Origin of the sequence: Alistipes sp. (genome assembly GCF_020026455.1) — a bacterium.
Classification (GTDB): Bacteria; Bacteroidota; Bacteroidia; order Bacteroidales; family Rikenellaceae; genus Alistipes.
This window is the reverse complement of sequence record NZ_JAHHQJ010000016.1, coordinates 1-13,972: the sequence shown is the minus strand read 5'-3', so window position 1 is coordinate 13,972 and position 13,972 is coordinate 1. Positions and strand designations below refer to the sequence as shown.

The 13,972-nt window shown below is 58.5% G+C and carries 13 protein-coding genes; 4 read left to right on the top strand and 9 right to left on the bottom strand.

Translation table 11 applies throughout. The features are described from left to right. Positions 1-21 precede the first annotated feature (21 nt). Positions 22-3,168 (top strand): exodeoxyribonuclease V subunit beta, encoded by a 3,147-nt coding sequence (locus tag QZ460_RS08915; RefSeq protein WP_290541227.1) that lies wholly within the window; start codon positions 22-24, stop codon positions 3,166-3,168. Between the two features lie 615 nt (positions 3,169-3,783). On the opposite strand, the gene tsf is transcribed toward QZ460_RS08915, so the two are convergent. The 9 genes from tsf to mce all read right to left on the bottom strand — a co-directional run bounded on the left by tsf (position 3,784) and on the right by mce (position 11,246). Beyond that, a complete protein-coding gene (tsf, locus tag QZ460_RS08910) occupies positions 3,784-4,614 on the bottom strand; it encodes a translation elongation factor Ts (RefSeq protein WP_290541226.1) in 831 nt (276 codons plus the stop codon). A 36-nt stretch (positions 4,615-4,650) separates the two neighbouring features. Continuing rightward, on the bottom strand, positions 4,651-5,550 hold the full coding sequence (gene rpsB / locus QZ460_RS08905; RefSeq protein ID WP_290541225.1) for a 30S ribosomal protein S2: 900 nt from the start codon (positions 5,548-5,550) through the stop codon (positions 4,651-4,653). 185 nt (positions 5,551-5,735) lie between these two features. Beyond that, positions 5,736-6,122, bottom strand: a complete 387-nt coding sequence (gene rpsI / locus QZ460_RS08900) for a 30S ribosomal protein S9 (RefSeq protein ID WP_022061029.1) — start codon at positions 6,120-6,122, stop codon at positions 5,736-5,738. Between the two features lie 5 nt (positions 6,123-6,127). Beyond that, positions 6,128-6,583: a 50S ribosomal protein L13 gene (gene rplM, locus QZ460_RS08895; RefSeq protein ID WP_290541224.1), complete on the bottom strand. Its 456-nt coding sequence runs from the start codon at positions 6,581-6,583 to the stop codon at positions 6,128-6,130. 617 nt (positions 6,584-7,200) lie between these two features. Then, positions 7,201-8,319, bottom strand: coding sequence for a sodium ion-translocating decarboxylase subunit beta (locus QZ460_RS08890; RefSeq protein WP_366935008.1), 1,119 nt, complete (start codon positions 8,317-8,319; stop codon positions 7,201-7,203). A gap of 97 nt (positions 8,320-8,416) precedes the next feature. Beyond that, positions 8,417-8,878 carry a biotin/lipoyl-containing protein gene (locus QZ460_RS08885; protein ID WP_290541222.1) on the bottom strand — a complete coding sequence of 154 codons (462 nt, stop codon included), beginning with the start codon at positions 8,876-8,878 and terminating at the stop codon, positions 8,417-8,419. A 36-nt stretch (positions 8,879-8,914) separates the two neighbouring features. Next, positions 8,915-9,235: an OadG family protein gene (locus QZ460_RS08880; RefSeq protein WP_366935007.1), complete on the bottom strand. Its 321-nt coding sequence runs from the start codon at positions 9,233-9,235 to the stop codon at positions 8,915-8,917. A gap of 30 nt (positions 9,236-9,265) precedes the next feature. Continuing rightward, positions 9,266-10,834 (bottom strand): acyl-CoA carboxylase subunit beta, encoded by a 1,569-nt coding sequence (locus tag QZ460_RS08875; protein WP_290541274.1) that lies wholly within the window; start codon positions 10,832-10,834, stop codon positions 9,266-9,268. 1 nt (position 10,835) lies between these two features. Continuing rightward, positions 10,836-11,246 (bottom strand): methylmalonyl-CoA epimerase, encoded by a 411-nt coding sequence (gene mce, locus QZ460_RS08870; RefSeq protein ID WP_290541220.1) that lies wholly within the window; start codon positions 11,244-11,246, stop codon positions 10,836-10,838. A 744-nt stretch (positions 11,247-11,990) separates the two neighbouring features. On the opposite strand from mce, the gene QZ460_RS08865 reads away from it, so the two are divergent. The 3 genes from QZ460_RS08865 to QZ460_RS08855 all read left to right on the top strand — a co-directional run. Next, the gene (locus tag QZ460_RS08865; RefSeq protein ID WP_290541219.1) at positions 11,991-12,455 is read left to right on the top strand and encodes a hypothetical protein; all 465 of its coding nucleotides are present in this window, start codon (positions 11,991-11,993) and stop codon (positions 12,453-12,455) included. Between the two features lie 6 nt (positions 12,456-12,461). After that, positions 12,462-13,586: a methylmalonyl Co-A mutase-associated GTPase MeaB gene (gene meaB / locus QZ460_RS08860; protein ID WP_290541218.1), complete on the top strand. Its 1,125-nt coding sequence runs from the start codon at positions 12,462-12,464 to the stop codon at positions 13,584-13,586. Positions 13,587-13,769: 183 nt separating this feature from the next. Beyond that, positions 13,770-13,972 (top strand): hypothetical protein (locus tag QZ460_RS08855; protein WP_290541217.1); only part of this gene is annotated, 203 nt, incomplete at its 3' end.

Below are 13,972 nucleotides of genomic sequence, written 5' to 3'. Positions count from 1 at the left end.
ATTAAAACGAAATTTCGGACAGTGAGAGCGAAGATTCTGAATGCAAGTGCCGGATCGGGGAAAACCTACCAGCTGGCCTACAAATACGTCCGCGACGTGATCGAGCAACCGGGTCTCTACCGCCACATCCTCGCCGTGACCTTCACGAACAAGGCCACCGAGGAGATGAAATCGCGTATTCTGAAGGAGATCCACCTCCTGGCCTCGGGAGCCGCAAGTCCCTATCTGGCCAACCTCTGCCGCGAGCTCTCGCTCGACGAGCGCTCGGTGCGCAAACGTGCCGCCGAGGTGCGTTCGAAAATCCTGCACGACTATTCGCGCTTCACGGTGCTGACCATCGACACCTTCTTCCAGCGCATTCTGCGGGCCTTCATCAAGGAGTTGGGCATCGACCTCAATTACAACGTCGAGATCGAGACGACGTCGGTGCTGTCGAAGGGCGCCGACACGCTCATCGAACAGATCACCGTCGACCGCGACCTGCAACGCTGGCTCACGGAGTTCGTGCAGGAGCGTATCGACGAAGGCCGCAAATGGGACATACGCGACGGGATCCTGTCGCTCGGCGGCGAGCTCTTCAAGGAGAAGAACAAGGATGTGCTGTCGGTGTCGCGCTCGCGCGAAGAGCTGGGACGGATCGTATCGCGCGTCACGGCAGAGGCCGCGGCGACCAAAACACAATTGCAGCAGACCGCCGCAAAGGCCGTTGCGATCATCTCCCGGGCCGGGCTTACGGCCGCCGACTTTTCGGGCAAGAGCCGCAGCTTCGCCAACTGGTTCTTCACCGTCGCCGCGGGCGAATTGAAACCCTACGGCGCGACGGTGGCCAAGATGGCCGCCTCGCCCGAAGGCTGGGCCGCCAAGGGATCTCCCGCTCAGGCGCTGGCCCCCGAGCTGCAGCCCCTGCTGCACGAGATGTGCGACATCTACGACACCAACTGCAGGAGCTGGAACACCTGTGACCTCGTGAAGGAGAACTACCGCAGCTTTGCCCTGCTTTCGGATCTCTACAAGCGGGTGCAGCAGCTGTGCGACGAGCAGAACATGATGCTCCTTTCGGAAACCAAATACGTCCTCTCGGAGTTCATCGGCCACAACGACGCGCCGTTCATCTACGAGAAGGTGGGCAACCGTTTCGAGCGCTTCATGATCGACGAATTCCAGGACACCTCCCTGAAGGAGTGGGAAAACTTCCTGCCCCTGCTGCAAAACGCCATGGCGCAGTCGGAGGCGACCTCGGTGCTGATCGTGGGCGACATCAAGCAGTCGATCTACCGCTGGCGGGGCGGCGACTGGAAGATCCTCCACGACGCGGCCCAGCAGGCGCTGGGTGCGGGCGACACCGAAGTCGAGGTGCTGCGGGAGAACTGGCGGAGCCTCCCGGCGGTGGTCGCCTTCAACAACAACATCATCGAACGGATCGTCGCGGCGGACAACCGTGCGCTGAACGAAACCCTCGCAAAAGCCTCCGAGGAAGGCTCCATCGCCCCTGCGGAGGCCGCCGCACTGCGCGACACCCTTGCCGACGCCTACCGCGGACACGCACAGCTCCCGCGCCGCAAGGCCGAACACCCGGGCTATGTCTCGATCGAGACTTTCGCCGAGCGTCCACCCGTCGTGGAACGCATCTGCGCGCTGATCGACAAGGGATTCCGCCCGTGCGACATCATGATCCTCGTGCGCGGGGCCACCGACGGCGCGAAGGTCGCCGCCGAGCTGCTCGACTTCAAACGCCGCAACGAGGAGCCGCGCTACCGCTTCGACGTGATGACTCAGGAGGCTCTGATCGTGGGCAACGCCCCCATCAGTTCGTTCATCGCCGCGGCCCTGCGGCTGGCGCTCAATCCCGACGACTCGCTCTCGCGCGCCGTCTACAACCACTACCTCGGCCACCCGTTCGACCGGCCGCTCGACGACCCGGAACGCGACTTTTTCCGCTCGGTGCGGCTTCTGTCGCCCGAGGAGGCGTTCGAACGGATCGTCATGCGCCACTCCCTGCAGGGCGACCGCCGGCAGACGGCCTATCTTCAGGCCATCCACGAGCAGATCATCGCGTTCTGCGCGACGAAAATCGCCGACATCGCGCTGTTCCTCCGCTGGTGGGAGGAGACGGGCAAAAACCGCTCGCTGTCGGTCGGAGAGAGCGTTGCGACGGTCGAGATCACCACCGTCCACAAGGCCAAGGGGCTTGAAAAACGGGCCGTTATCATCCCCTACTGCTCATGGCCGCTGGACCCCAAATCGAGCGGCGCGGTGCAGAACATCGTCTGGGCCGAGGCCCGCGGCAACGGAGCCGAAGCCATCGGCCGCTTCCCGGTCAGGTACAAGAAGGCGATGGGCGAATCGGACTTCTCTCCGGAATACTTCCGCGAGCTGGTCTACGCCCACGTCGACAACGTCAACCTGCTGTACGTAGCCCTCACGCGCGCCGCCGAGTCGCTGCACATCTTCATCCCGCAGAAAGGCGGCCGCACGGTCGGGGGACTGCTGCTCCAGGGCATCACCACCGAGGGAGACAAGGCGCTGGCGGGCGATTTCGAAGGCCGCTGCACCATCGACGAGACGGGCGAACACTACACTTTCGGGGAGTTTGCGGGACCCATCGCGGGCGGATCGAAACGCTCCGAGGCCGAGCACGTCATCCTGGAAGAGTATCCCACGGCGCAGGCTGATCTGCGGCTGCGGCTCCCCTCGCAACGCTATTTCGAGGACGACGGCCAGGTCGAACTCTCGCCCCGGAACCTCGGCATCCTGATGCACAAGGCCTTCGAGCAGGCCGACGACGAAGCCGAGATCCACGAGGCCGTGCGCGGCATGCAGGCCGACGGCACGCTGTCCGAATCCGAGGCCGCGACCCTGCGTCAAATGATCGCCCGGGCCCTGGAACTCCCCGAGGTGCGCGAATGGTTCGGCGGAGGCTGGGAACGCGTGCGCAACGAGAACGAAATCATCATCCCCGGAAGAGCGTCGACACGGCGTCCCGACCGCGTGATGATCGACGGACGGCGGGTCATCGTCGTCGACTACAAATTCGGCATGCACGACGCCGAACGCTACCGGCGGCAGATGCGCGAATACCTCCGCCTGCTGGGCGAAATGGGCTATGCCCCGGCCGAGGGTTATCTGTGGTATGTGAAACTGGGTAAAATCGAAAAGGTGGAGCCCTGATAGGCTCCACCCACCCTTTCCGCAACACTCCGCCCCCGCATTATTTCGCCGCAGGCCGCTGCATCCGCGCAGGCCTCTGCATCCGCCGCAGGCCCCGCATTCCACCATCGCAGCAGCATTCCACCGCCACCTCATTTCACCGCATTTTCCGCCGCGACCCTGCATCACTGTGCATTTCGCACCACATTCGCCGCCGTAGTCCCCACATTCCGCCATCGCAGCACGACCGCTCACCTCTGCCCACCACATGTTGCGCACCATGGCTCTGCATCCTGCGCCATACTCCGCCGCAGCTGCCGCATTTTCCACCGCTCCCCGGTACTCCTCCGCTTCTCCCGCTTCACACCTTCGACCGCACAATGGACAAAGCGACACTCTCCCGCTCGCACAAGGCCGGCAGCAACCAGCCTCCCACTCCCCGGCGGGCCCGGGCTTGTCGTGCACAGGCCCCATGCCGGCGGCCACGGGTTTCTGCTCGGCAGAGGAACACTCCCGCTACAGATTTCAAGCAGAGACGGTACACGCAACAAGAGAAATCCCCGGACGGGAGTACCGAAGTACGTCCCATTCGGGGATTTCGAACGATATGCGGAATTTTCCGTCCGGGATCGAAGCCTACTCGCCCAGAGCGAACCGCTTGTAAGCCACAACCGTAGCCTCCTTGTCCGCCTTGTGGATATAGTCGGCGATCGACTCTTTCTCACCTACCACCGGCTGGGCCAGCAGCGTGTTCTCCTCAAAGAACTTGCGCATCTTTCCTTCGGCGATCTTCTCCAGAATAGCCTCGGGTTTGTTGGCGTTCTTGGGATCCTGCTTCATGGCCTCCACGGCAATCTTGCGCTCGTGCTCCACAACCTCTGCGGGGCAGTCAGCCTCCGAGATCGAAACGGGAGCCATGGCCGTAGCCTGCATGGTCACGGTGTGAGCAACCTCGGCGGGAATCTCCTTGTTGAAGCCCAGGATCGTACCCAGCTTCTTGTTGAAGTGCACGTAAGCGGCGCAGTAGGGAGCCTCGATACGGCCGTAGTAGGCCAACTCGATCTTCTCGCCCGTCTGACCCGATTTCTCGGTCACCATCTCCTCGACGGTGCGGCCTTCTTCATTTTTAGCAGCCATCAGCGCATCGCGGTCGGCAGCGTCGTTCTTCACGGCAACCTCCAGCATGGCCTCGGCCGAAGCCGTATATTCGGAGTTCTGAGCCACGAAATCGGTCTCGCATGCCAGGCAGAGGATGTAAGCCTTCTGGCCTACGATCTTCGTAACGACGACACCCTCGGTAGCGGTGCGGTCGGCGCGCTTGGCAACGATGAGCTTACCTTTCTCGCGGATAATATCCTGAGCGCGAGCAAAATCACCTTCGGCTTCCATGAGGGCTTTCTTACAGTCCATCATGCCGGCGCCGGTCATTTTGCGGAGCTTCATTACATCAGCAGCTTTGATTTCCATAATCTTGTCCTTTCTCTATAAGGTTCGTAAATTCAATTATTCCGCCTTCTCCTCGGCGGTCTCGGCTGCTTCTGCCGGAGCGGCTACAGCCTCCTCGTTGGGAGTCTCGACAGCGGCGACAACCTCTGCCACGACAGCCTCCTCGGCATCGATCGCAGCCTTCACGGCCTTCTTGATGCGGGGCTTGCCCTCCTTCTTTACGGTTGCACCCTCGGCGTCAGCCTCCTGTGCCTCCTTCTCCTTTTCGAGTTTGCGCTCCTCGGTGCCCTCGGCGATAGCGGCGCACATGGCTTCGAGAACCACGGCGATCGACTTGGTGGCATCGTCATTTGCAGGGATAACGTAATCAATGTCGGTCGGATCACAACAAGTGTCTACCATTGCAAATACGGGGATGCTGAGGCGCTTTGCCTCCTTCACGGCGTTGGCCTCCTTCTGAACGTCCACGACGAACAGAGCAGCCGGGAGACGCGTCAGGTCGGCAATCGAACCGAGGTTCTTCTCCAGTTTCGCACGCTGGCGGGAGATCTGGAGCTTCTCGCGCTTGGAGAAATTATCGAACGTGCCGTCGGAAGCCATCTTGTCGATGGTAGCCATTTTCTTGACGGCCTTACGTATGGTGGGGAAGTTTGTCAGCATACCGCCAGCCCAACGCTCGGTGACGTAGGGCATACCGACGGCAGCCACCTTTTCGGCAACAATCTCCTTGGCCTGCTTCTTGGTTGCTACGAACAGCACGCGGCGACCGCTCTTGGCGATCTGCTTGATGGCCGCAGCAGCCTCATCGATCTTCAGGAGAGTTTTGTGCAGGTCGATGATGTGGATGCCGTTCTTCTCCATGAAGATGTAAGGAGCCATTTTGGGGTTCCATTTGCGCTTCAGGTGACCGAAGTGCGCACCGGCTTCCAATAATGTATTAAAATCTGTACGTGACATTTTAATTCAATTCGTTGATTAATTTTAATTCTCTTTTCTTCAACACTCCGGGTAGCAGCCTGGCCGGTCCCGGGGAGTTTTCCGCGGCGCGGCAACCGGACGGTAATACGTGAATATATAATATACAGGTAGTCCGCATGGTTTGAAACCGACGCCGTGCGTTGCCGAAATTCCGGTCGTGCGTATTAACGCTTGCTGAACTGGAACTTGCGGCGTGCACCGGGCTGACCGGGCTTCTTACGCTCAACCTCGCGGGAATCACGCGTGAGGAATCCGGCCTTCTTCAGCACCGGACGCATCTCGGCGTCGATTTCGCACAGAGCGCGTGCGATACCCAGACGAGCGGCCGAAGCCTGTCCCGTGATACCACCGCCATCGAGGTTGATGACGATGTCGTAATTCTCCGCCGTGTTGGTAGCCAGCAGGGGCTGCTTCACCTGATACTGGAGAATTTCGAGCGGGAAGTAAACTTCAAGCGCTTTGCGGTTGATTGTAATCTGACCCTTACCCGGCTTCACGTATACGCGAGCCACAGCGGCCTTGCGACGACCTACGGTGTTTACAACTTCCATAACTCTTACTTAATCTCGTTTAATTTAATAGTCTTCGGGTTCTGTGCGGCGTGGGGATGCTCTGCGCCGGCATAGACCTTCAGGTTGGACAGCAGCTTGTCGCCCAGACGGGTCTTGGGCAGCATGCCTTTGACGGCCTTCTCGATGAGGAAGGTCGGTTTCTTTGCCAGATAGTCGGCAGGCGTAGCGAAACGCTGGCCGCCGGGGTATCCGGTGTGACGCGTGTAGACCTTGTCGGTCATTTTGTTGCCCGTGAGCTTCACCTTCTCGGCGTTGATGACGATAACGTAGTCACCGCAGTCAACGTGGGGGGTGTAGCTGGGCTTGTTCTTGCCTCGGAGGATCTTCGCGATCTGCGATGCAAGACGTCCCAATACCTCGTTCGTAGCATCGATCACCACCCATTCCTTGGTGACGGTCGCAGCGTTCGCCGAGATAGTCTTGTAGCTTAATGAATCCACTGTTTTTACGTTTAATTTAACTTATTGTAATCCGTTTCCCGCACATTGCGGGTGCGCAAAGGTACGAAAAAGTTTTCGATCTGCAAAAACAAATGAAAATCAAAATCGAAAACCGCGCAAAAAAACCGCAACGGCCCCGAATTCAGGGGCATTGAGGCATCACGAATCAGAAGCGCACTCCCCGGACTGCCTTATAACGCCGCAGGGCGTTTTCTCGGGATTTCGCCGCTCCGGCAGCTTCCGCTGCGCCCGTGGCCGCCCGCCACAGAGCCCAGTGCGGCGCAGGACAACAACAACGGGCTGCAACGCAAAGCCAAGCGTCACCACACGGTAAGGCGGGAGTTTTCAGATTCGTCAATAGGACAAGCGAGACACAGCCAGCAACGGTCCGGGAACATAAAAAAGGAAGAACCCCAAAGGAGAATATGCAAAAGGAGAACTTCCCCCAAGTCCCCCAAAGGAGAACACCAAAGAAAGACTCGCCCCAAGCCCCCCCCAAAAAAGGAAAACACCATAAAAAGGAGAAGACCGGAGAGCAAAAAATCAAAAAGGAGGGCCCGGCAAATCCGGACCCTCCCTTAGTCAAACTCCGGGCACTGCACCCGGAATGCTATTTCCTATCCGAGGAACGAGAGCAGAATACCCGCAGCAACTGCTGAACCGACCACACCGGCCACATTGGGACCCATGGCATGCATCAGCAGGAAGTTCGAGGGATCGGCCTTCTGACCCTCGGTCTGCGACACGCGGGCGGCCATCGGGACGGCCGAAACGCCGGCCGAACCGATCAGCGGGTTGATCTTGTTTTCGTCCTTGGCGAAGAGGTTCATCAGCTTGGCGAGTAGCACACCGCCGGCGGTTCCCATCGCAAAAGCGATCACACCCAGCACGAGGATGAACAGCGTCCGCGGATTGAGGAACGCCTCGGCCGTAGCCGTAGCTCCCACCGTGAGACCCAGGAAGATGACGACAATGTTCATCAGCTCGTTCTGCACCGTCTTCGACAGACGATCCACCACACCGCACTCCTTCATCAGGTTACCCAGCATGAGGCAGCCGACAAGCGGAGCGGCCGACGGCAGCAGCAGGGCGATGATCACCGTAATGGTCAGCGGGAAGAGGATCTTCTCGGTCTTCGACACCGGACGCAGCTGGCGCATCTTGATCTTACGCTCCTTCTCGGAGGTCAGCAGTCGCATGATCGGCGGCTGGATCACCGGCACAAGAGCCATGTAGGAGTAGGCGGCCACGGCGATCGGGCCGAGCAACTCGGGAGCCAGGATTGCGGTGAGATAGATCGACGTGGGGCCGTCGGCACCGCCAATGATGCCGATCGAACCGGCCTCCGAAGGCGAGAATCCGAGCGCATAAGCGCCGATGAAGGTCAGGAAGATACCGATCTGCGCCGCAGCACCCAGCAGGAAGCTCTTGGGATTGGCGATCAGCGGTCCGAAGTCGGTCATGGCGCCCACGCCCACGAAGATAAGGCAGGGATAGATGCCGAGCTTCACACCCAGATAGAGGTAGTCGAGGAGTCCCGCCTGGGCAACAAAAATATCCCAGTGGACATGTCCTCCGGCAAACAGCTCCGTGTGATAGAGGTTTGCTCCGGGAAGGTTCGTCAGCAGCATGCCGAAGGCAATGGTCAGCAGCAGCAGCGGTTCGAACTTGTGTTTGATGGCCAGATACAGCAGAAAGAAGGCCACACAGATCATGATCAGACTGCCCCACCCCATATTGGCGAAAAGACCGGCCACGCCTGTCGATTCGGCAAAGGTTTCAAGGCTTTCCAGCACGAAATTGGAGCCGGAAGTCAATGCATTCCACATAGTCCTATCCGATTACGATTAAAACGTCGCCTTCCATGACCGTAGCACCCTGCTGCACGAGGATCTGCTTCACGACACCGGCGCGGTCAGCGTCGATGTTGTTCTCCATCTTCATGGCTTCGAGCACGACGAGGGTCTGTCCGACCGTGACGCTGTCGCCCACAGCCACCTTGACGCTCAACACGGTACCCGGCAGCGGGCATTTCACGCTGCAACCCGCCGCCGCAGCTGCGGGAGCGATGCGCGGCGAAGGTGCGGCCGTCGCGGGGGTGATCATGGCGCTGTTGGCCGACTTGGGAGCCGGTGCAACCTGAGGTTTGGAGATCGTCGAGGTTTTCGAGCCCTCGATCTCGACTTCGTAATCCACGCCGTTGACCACGACGTGCGCTACCGTCGAAGCCTCGTTCACGTCGTCGATCTGGACATTGTAATTATGTCCGTTGATTTTCAAAGAGTAATCTTTCATTTTCTTTTTTGGGTTGTCTTGTTCCGACGCAGGGACCTATCTCCGGTCGGGAAGCTGGGTTAAACCGTGAATTTTCGAATTCCAGGGCGAATAGGCCCGCTTGATGTTGAGAATGGTCAGCACCTCGGACTCGCGGTCGTGCAGGGCGCCCTTGTAGATCTTGAGCGCCGTAGCGATGGCTGCGATCTCCTCCTCGCTGATCATCGGCGTGACGTCGACCTTCTTGCCGCTTGCCGGACGTGCCCGGAAGCAGGCCCCGAAGGCCTTCATGATGAAAATCAGCGCCACCAGCAGGATGAACACCAGCGAAAAACCGATCAGCGACACCCAAAGCACCTCGGACCATCCCCAGTCCATAACTGTCAGTATAGTCATCTTTTCAGTCTGTTAGAGAGGAATGTTCGAATGTTTCTTCGCGGGGTTCTGCAACCGCTTCGTAGCCAACGACTGCAGGGCGCGGATCACGCGGAAACGCGTGTTGCGCGGCTCGATCACGTCGTCGATATAGCCGTAACGTGCGGCATTGTAGGGGTTGGAGAACTTGTCGTTGTACTCCTGCTCCTTCTCCGCAATGAACTTGGCCTTCTCCTCCGGTTTGTCGGCCAGTTCCTTCAGTTCCTTGCCGTAGAGCACCTCGACAGCACCGCTGGCGCCCATCACGGCGATCTCGGCCGTCGGCCATGCGTAGTTGATGTCGCCGCGGATGTGCTTCGAAGACATGACGATGTAAGCGCCTCCGTATGCCTTGCGCAGCGTCACGGTGATCTTCGGCACGGTGGCCTCGCAGTAGGCGAACAGCAACTTGGCACCGTGGGTGATCACGCCGCCGTACTCCTGGGTCGTACCCGGCAGGAAGCCCGGCACATCGACCAGCGTCACGATCGGAATGTTGAAGGCGTCGCAGAAACGTACGAAGCGTGCAGCCTTGCGGCTGGCATTGATGTCCAGCACACCGGCCATGAACTTGGGCTGGTTGGCGATGATACCCACCGACTGGCCGTTGAAGCGTGCGAAGCAGGTGATGATGTTCTTGGCATAGCCTGCAGCCGATTCGAGGAACTCCCCGTTGTCGACGATGGCGCGGATGACCTCTGCCATGTCGTAGGGTTTGTTGGCGCTGTCGGGGATGATCTCGTTGAGCGAATCCTCCAGACGGGTGATCTTATCGGTGCAGACCGCCAGCGGGGCATCCTCCATGTTGTTCTGCGGCATGTAGGAGATCAGTTTCTTGATCAGCTCGATACCCTCCTCCTCGGTGTCGACGGCAAACTGTGCCACGCCCGACTTGGTGGTGTGCATCTGGGCGCCTCCCAACTGCTCCTGCGTCACGTCCTCTCCCGTCACGGTCTTCACGACCTTCGGGCCGGTGAGGAACATGTTCGAGGTCTCCTTCTTCATGATGATGAAGTCGGTCAGCGCGGGTGAATAGACCGCACCGCCTGCGCAGGGGCCGAAGATGGCCGAGATCTGCGGAATGACGCCCGACGACATCACGTTGCGCTGGAAGATGTTGGCATACCCGGCCAGGGCGTTTACACCCTCCTGGATACGCGCACCTCCCGAGTCGTTCATGCCGATGCAGGGTGCGCCGTTGCGCATGGCCATGTCCATCACCTTGCAGATCTTGTCGGACATCGACAGCGACAGCGAACCGGCCGTCACGGTGAAATCCTGGGCGAAAACGTAGACCAGACGTCCGTCGATCGTGCCGTAGCCCGTGACTACTCCGTCGCCGAACGTGTGCTTACGATCCATGCCGAAATCGTAGCAGCGGTGGGTCACAAACATATCGAACTCCTCGAACGAACCTTCGTCGAGAAGCATCTGAATACGTTCGCGGGCCGTGTACTTACCCTTATCGTGTTGTTTGTCGATCGCCTTCTGGCCGCCGCCGAGACGCGCCGTTTCGCGGTTCTCGATCAGTTTGTTGATCTTGTCCTGTATCTGGTTCATAATCCTACTTGTTTTTGTTTTCGCAAAGCTCCGTCAGAATGCCCTGGGTCGATTTGGGGTGCAGGAAGGCGATGGTCATGCCCTCGGCGCCCTTGCGGGGGGTCTTGTCGATCAGACGGATACCCTGGGCCTCGGCGTCTGCGAGCTGTTCCTCGATGTTTTCACAGGCCAGCGCCATGTGGTGAATGCCGACACCGCGGTTCTCGATGTACTTTGCGATGGTCGACTCCTCCGAAGTAGGCTCCAGTAATTCGATCTTGGTCTGCCCCAGCATGAAGAACGCCGTGCGAACCTTCTGGTCGGCGACCTCCTCAATGGCATAGCACTTCAGGCCCAATACGTTCTCCCAATAGGGAATCGCCTCGTCGAGGCTCTTCACGGCAATGCCAAGATGCTCGATGTGAGAAACTTTCATAACAAAATTTAAATTTAAGTTAGTGAATATTTGAGATGTTATTTCCTTCGTTGTTATTTTGCGAACACAAATATAATCCAATCTTCCAGAACCGCCAAAATTCGGAGCATTTTTTTGGAAATAACTTCAAACCTGAAATTCGCAGGAAATGTCCGAAAAGTCGCTTTGCTGCGGCCGCCTGCGGCGTGAAGGCCGGAGGCGCGGGGATGATCCAAGCGCAGACACTCCAATCCGGCTCCGCATAACTCCACGCCCCGAGCGCCCACCAACGCCCCCGAGCGCCCGCCCGGGAACCCCGACCGGGAACCACGATCGACCCGTCGGAGTGCAGACCGGAATACCTCCATCATCAATTCTCAAAGCCCCTCCCCATAACTTGAAGTTACAGTAGAGATAAATAAATTTACTTTCCTGTTTATAAGCAATTTATTCTCGTCAAAAAATTGCATCATGACACATCTAAAGAGCTCCGGAAGCAGACTTTGCAAGATGCCTCAGAAGTCGCGCAGAGCAACCTCCCGACAACTTAAAGCTACGGTGTAGATAAATTGATTTATTTATCTGTTTAACAACAGTTTTATTTCGTTACAAAATACCGAAACACAAGATATCCGAAGGGCTTCGCAAGCAGACTTCGCAAGGTGCTTCCGAACCCGCACCGAACCCGATTTTCATAAGTTGCCCCCAAAAAATTGGCTCATATGCCAAAAAATTGTTATCTTTACGAATAAAACAAGGCCTCCTATGAAGAAAGTGCTGCTTATATGGCTTTTGGCCACGGGAATCGCATCCGCGCGGGCCACGGCCCAGAACATCGCCCTCGACGAACGCGTTCCCGACCTCAAAATCCAGACATGGCTCGACAACCGCCAGCCCGGCCCGGCCCAGACGACCTACATCGAGTTTTTCCATTCGGCGAATCCCGCATGCAAAACCTCGCTCGAACGTCTGAAGGAGATCACATCCAAACCGGGAACCAAACTGCGCGTGATCATCCTGACGAAGGAGAGCCCCGAGAAAATAGCCCCGCTGCTGCGCCCCTATCTCTCGGAGCGTATCTCCGTGGGTCTCAACGCCGAAAAGATCTTCACGGCATTCGGCGTCAACTACCTGCCGTTCGGAGTGCTGACCGACGCCAGGTATCGCGCCCTGTGGATGGGCAACTCACTGCAAATCAATGAAAAAATAATCGAACAACCAACACACTGACGCACCATGTCATTCACCAGGATAGACCATTACGAAAAAGAGTATGCCGACACGCATCACGACACTGCGCTAAACGTAACGCAAGGAGTTGAAGCACAACCAATAATAAGCCCCTACTTCAAGCGGCGCAAGAAGCGGGTACTCTCTACCGACGAGTATGTCGAGGGCATTCTCGCCGGCAACATCACCACCCTCTCGCAGGCCATCACGCTCGTCGAGTCGTCGAACCCCGAGCACTATGCACAGGCGCAGGAGATCATCGAAGCGTGCCTCCCACACGCCGGAAAATCGGTCCGCATCGGCATCACGGGCGTTCCGGGAGCCGGCAAATCGACTTTCATCGAGGCCATCGGCAACATGGTCGCGGGGCTGCGCCACAAACTGGCGGTGCTGGCCATAGATCCGTCGTCGGAGCGCAGCGGCGGCTCGATTCTCGGCGACAAAACCCGCATGGAGAGCATCTGCAACAACCCGTCGGTCTTCGTGCGCCCCTCACCCTCGGCCGGATCGCTCGGCGGAGTGGCCCGGAAGACGCGCGAGACGATCGTGCTGTGCGAGGCTGCGGGCTTCGACGTCGTCTTCATCGAAACGGTGGGTGTCGGACAGTCGGAAACCGCCGTGCACTCGATGGTCGACCTCTTCATGCTGCTGCAGATTTCCGGCGCCGGGGACGAACTGCAAGGCATCAAGCGCGGCATCATGGAAATGGCCGACCTGATGGTCATCACCAAGGCCGACGGAGAGAACATACACAAGGCCGAACTGGCACAGACCCAGTTCCAGAGCGCATTGCGACTTTTCCCCCTGCCCGAATCGGAATGGCGGCCCAAGGTCTACACCTCGTCGGCGGTCGCCCGGACGGGACTGGAGGAGGTTTGGAAAGGCGTGGAGGAGTACCTCGAGCACATTCAGAAAAACGGCTATTTCCAGTACAACCGCAACCGGCAGAACAAATACTGGATGTACGAGTCGATCAACGAGGCGTTGCGCGGGAGTTTCTACCGCGATCCGGCCGTGGAGGCGCGCATCGGGGAGTATGAGAAGCGGGTGCTGGAGGACAAAATTTCGTCGTTCATCGCCGCCAAGGAGCTGTTGGAGATCTATTTCAAGGATACCCGGACACTGGAATAGGTGCGCGGCACGGTTCCGGGGGGGGGCGTGCGGAGCGAAGGCCCCAATGGGGTGAATCCCGGAAATTAATCGCTCACGAAGCGGAAGTCAGGCCCGTCGGGAGAGGCCGCAACCTCGTTTTCGGAGTTTTCGACACAACAGCCCCCGCCCTCTCGACAAGAGGGCGGGGGTTATTGTTCCCCTTTGGAAAAAACCCGGGGAGGGAAAAATATCCCGGAACAGCGGCAGCAGCGCATGGCTGCATCGGTTCCCGGCGGGCAAAAACCAGCTGATCGAGGGGCGACGAACAAAAACCAACCGCCCAAAAACCGACAGACAAAAAGTCGGCGGACAAAACAGGCCGCCAAAAAGTCGACAGACAAAAAACCGGCCGCCAAAAAACAGCA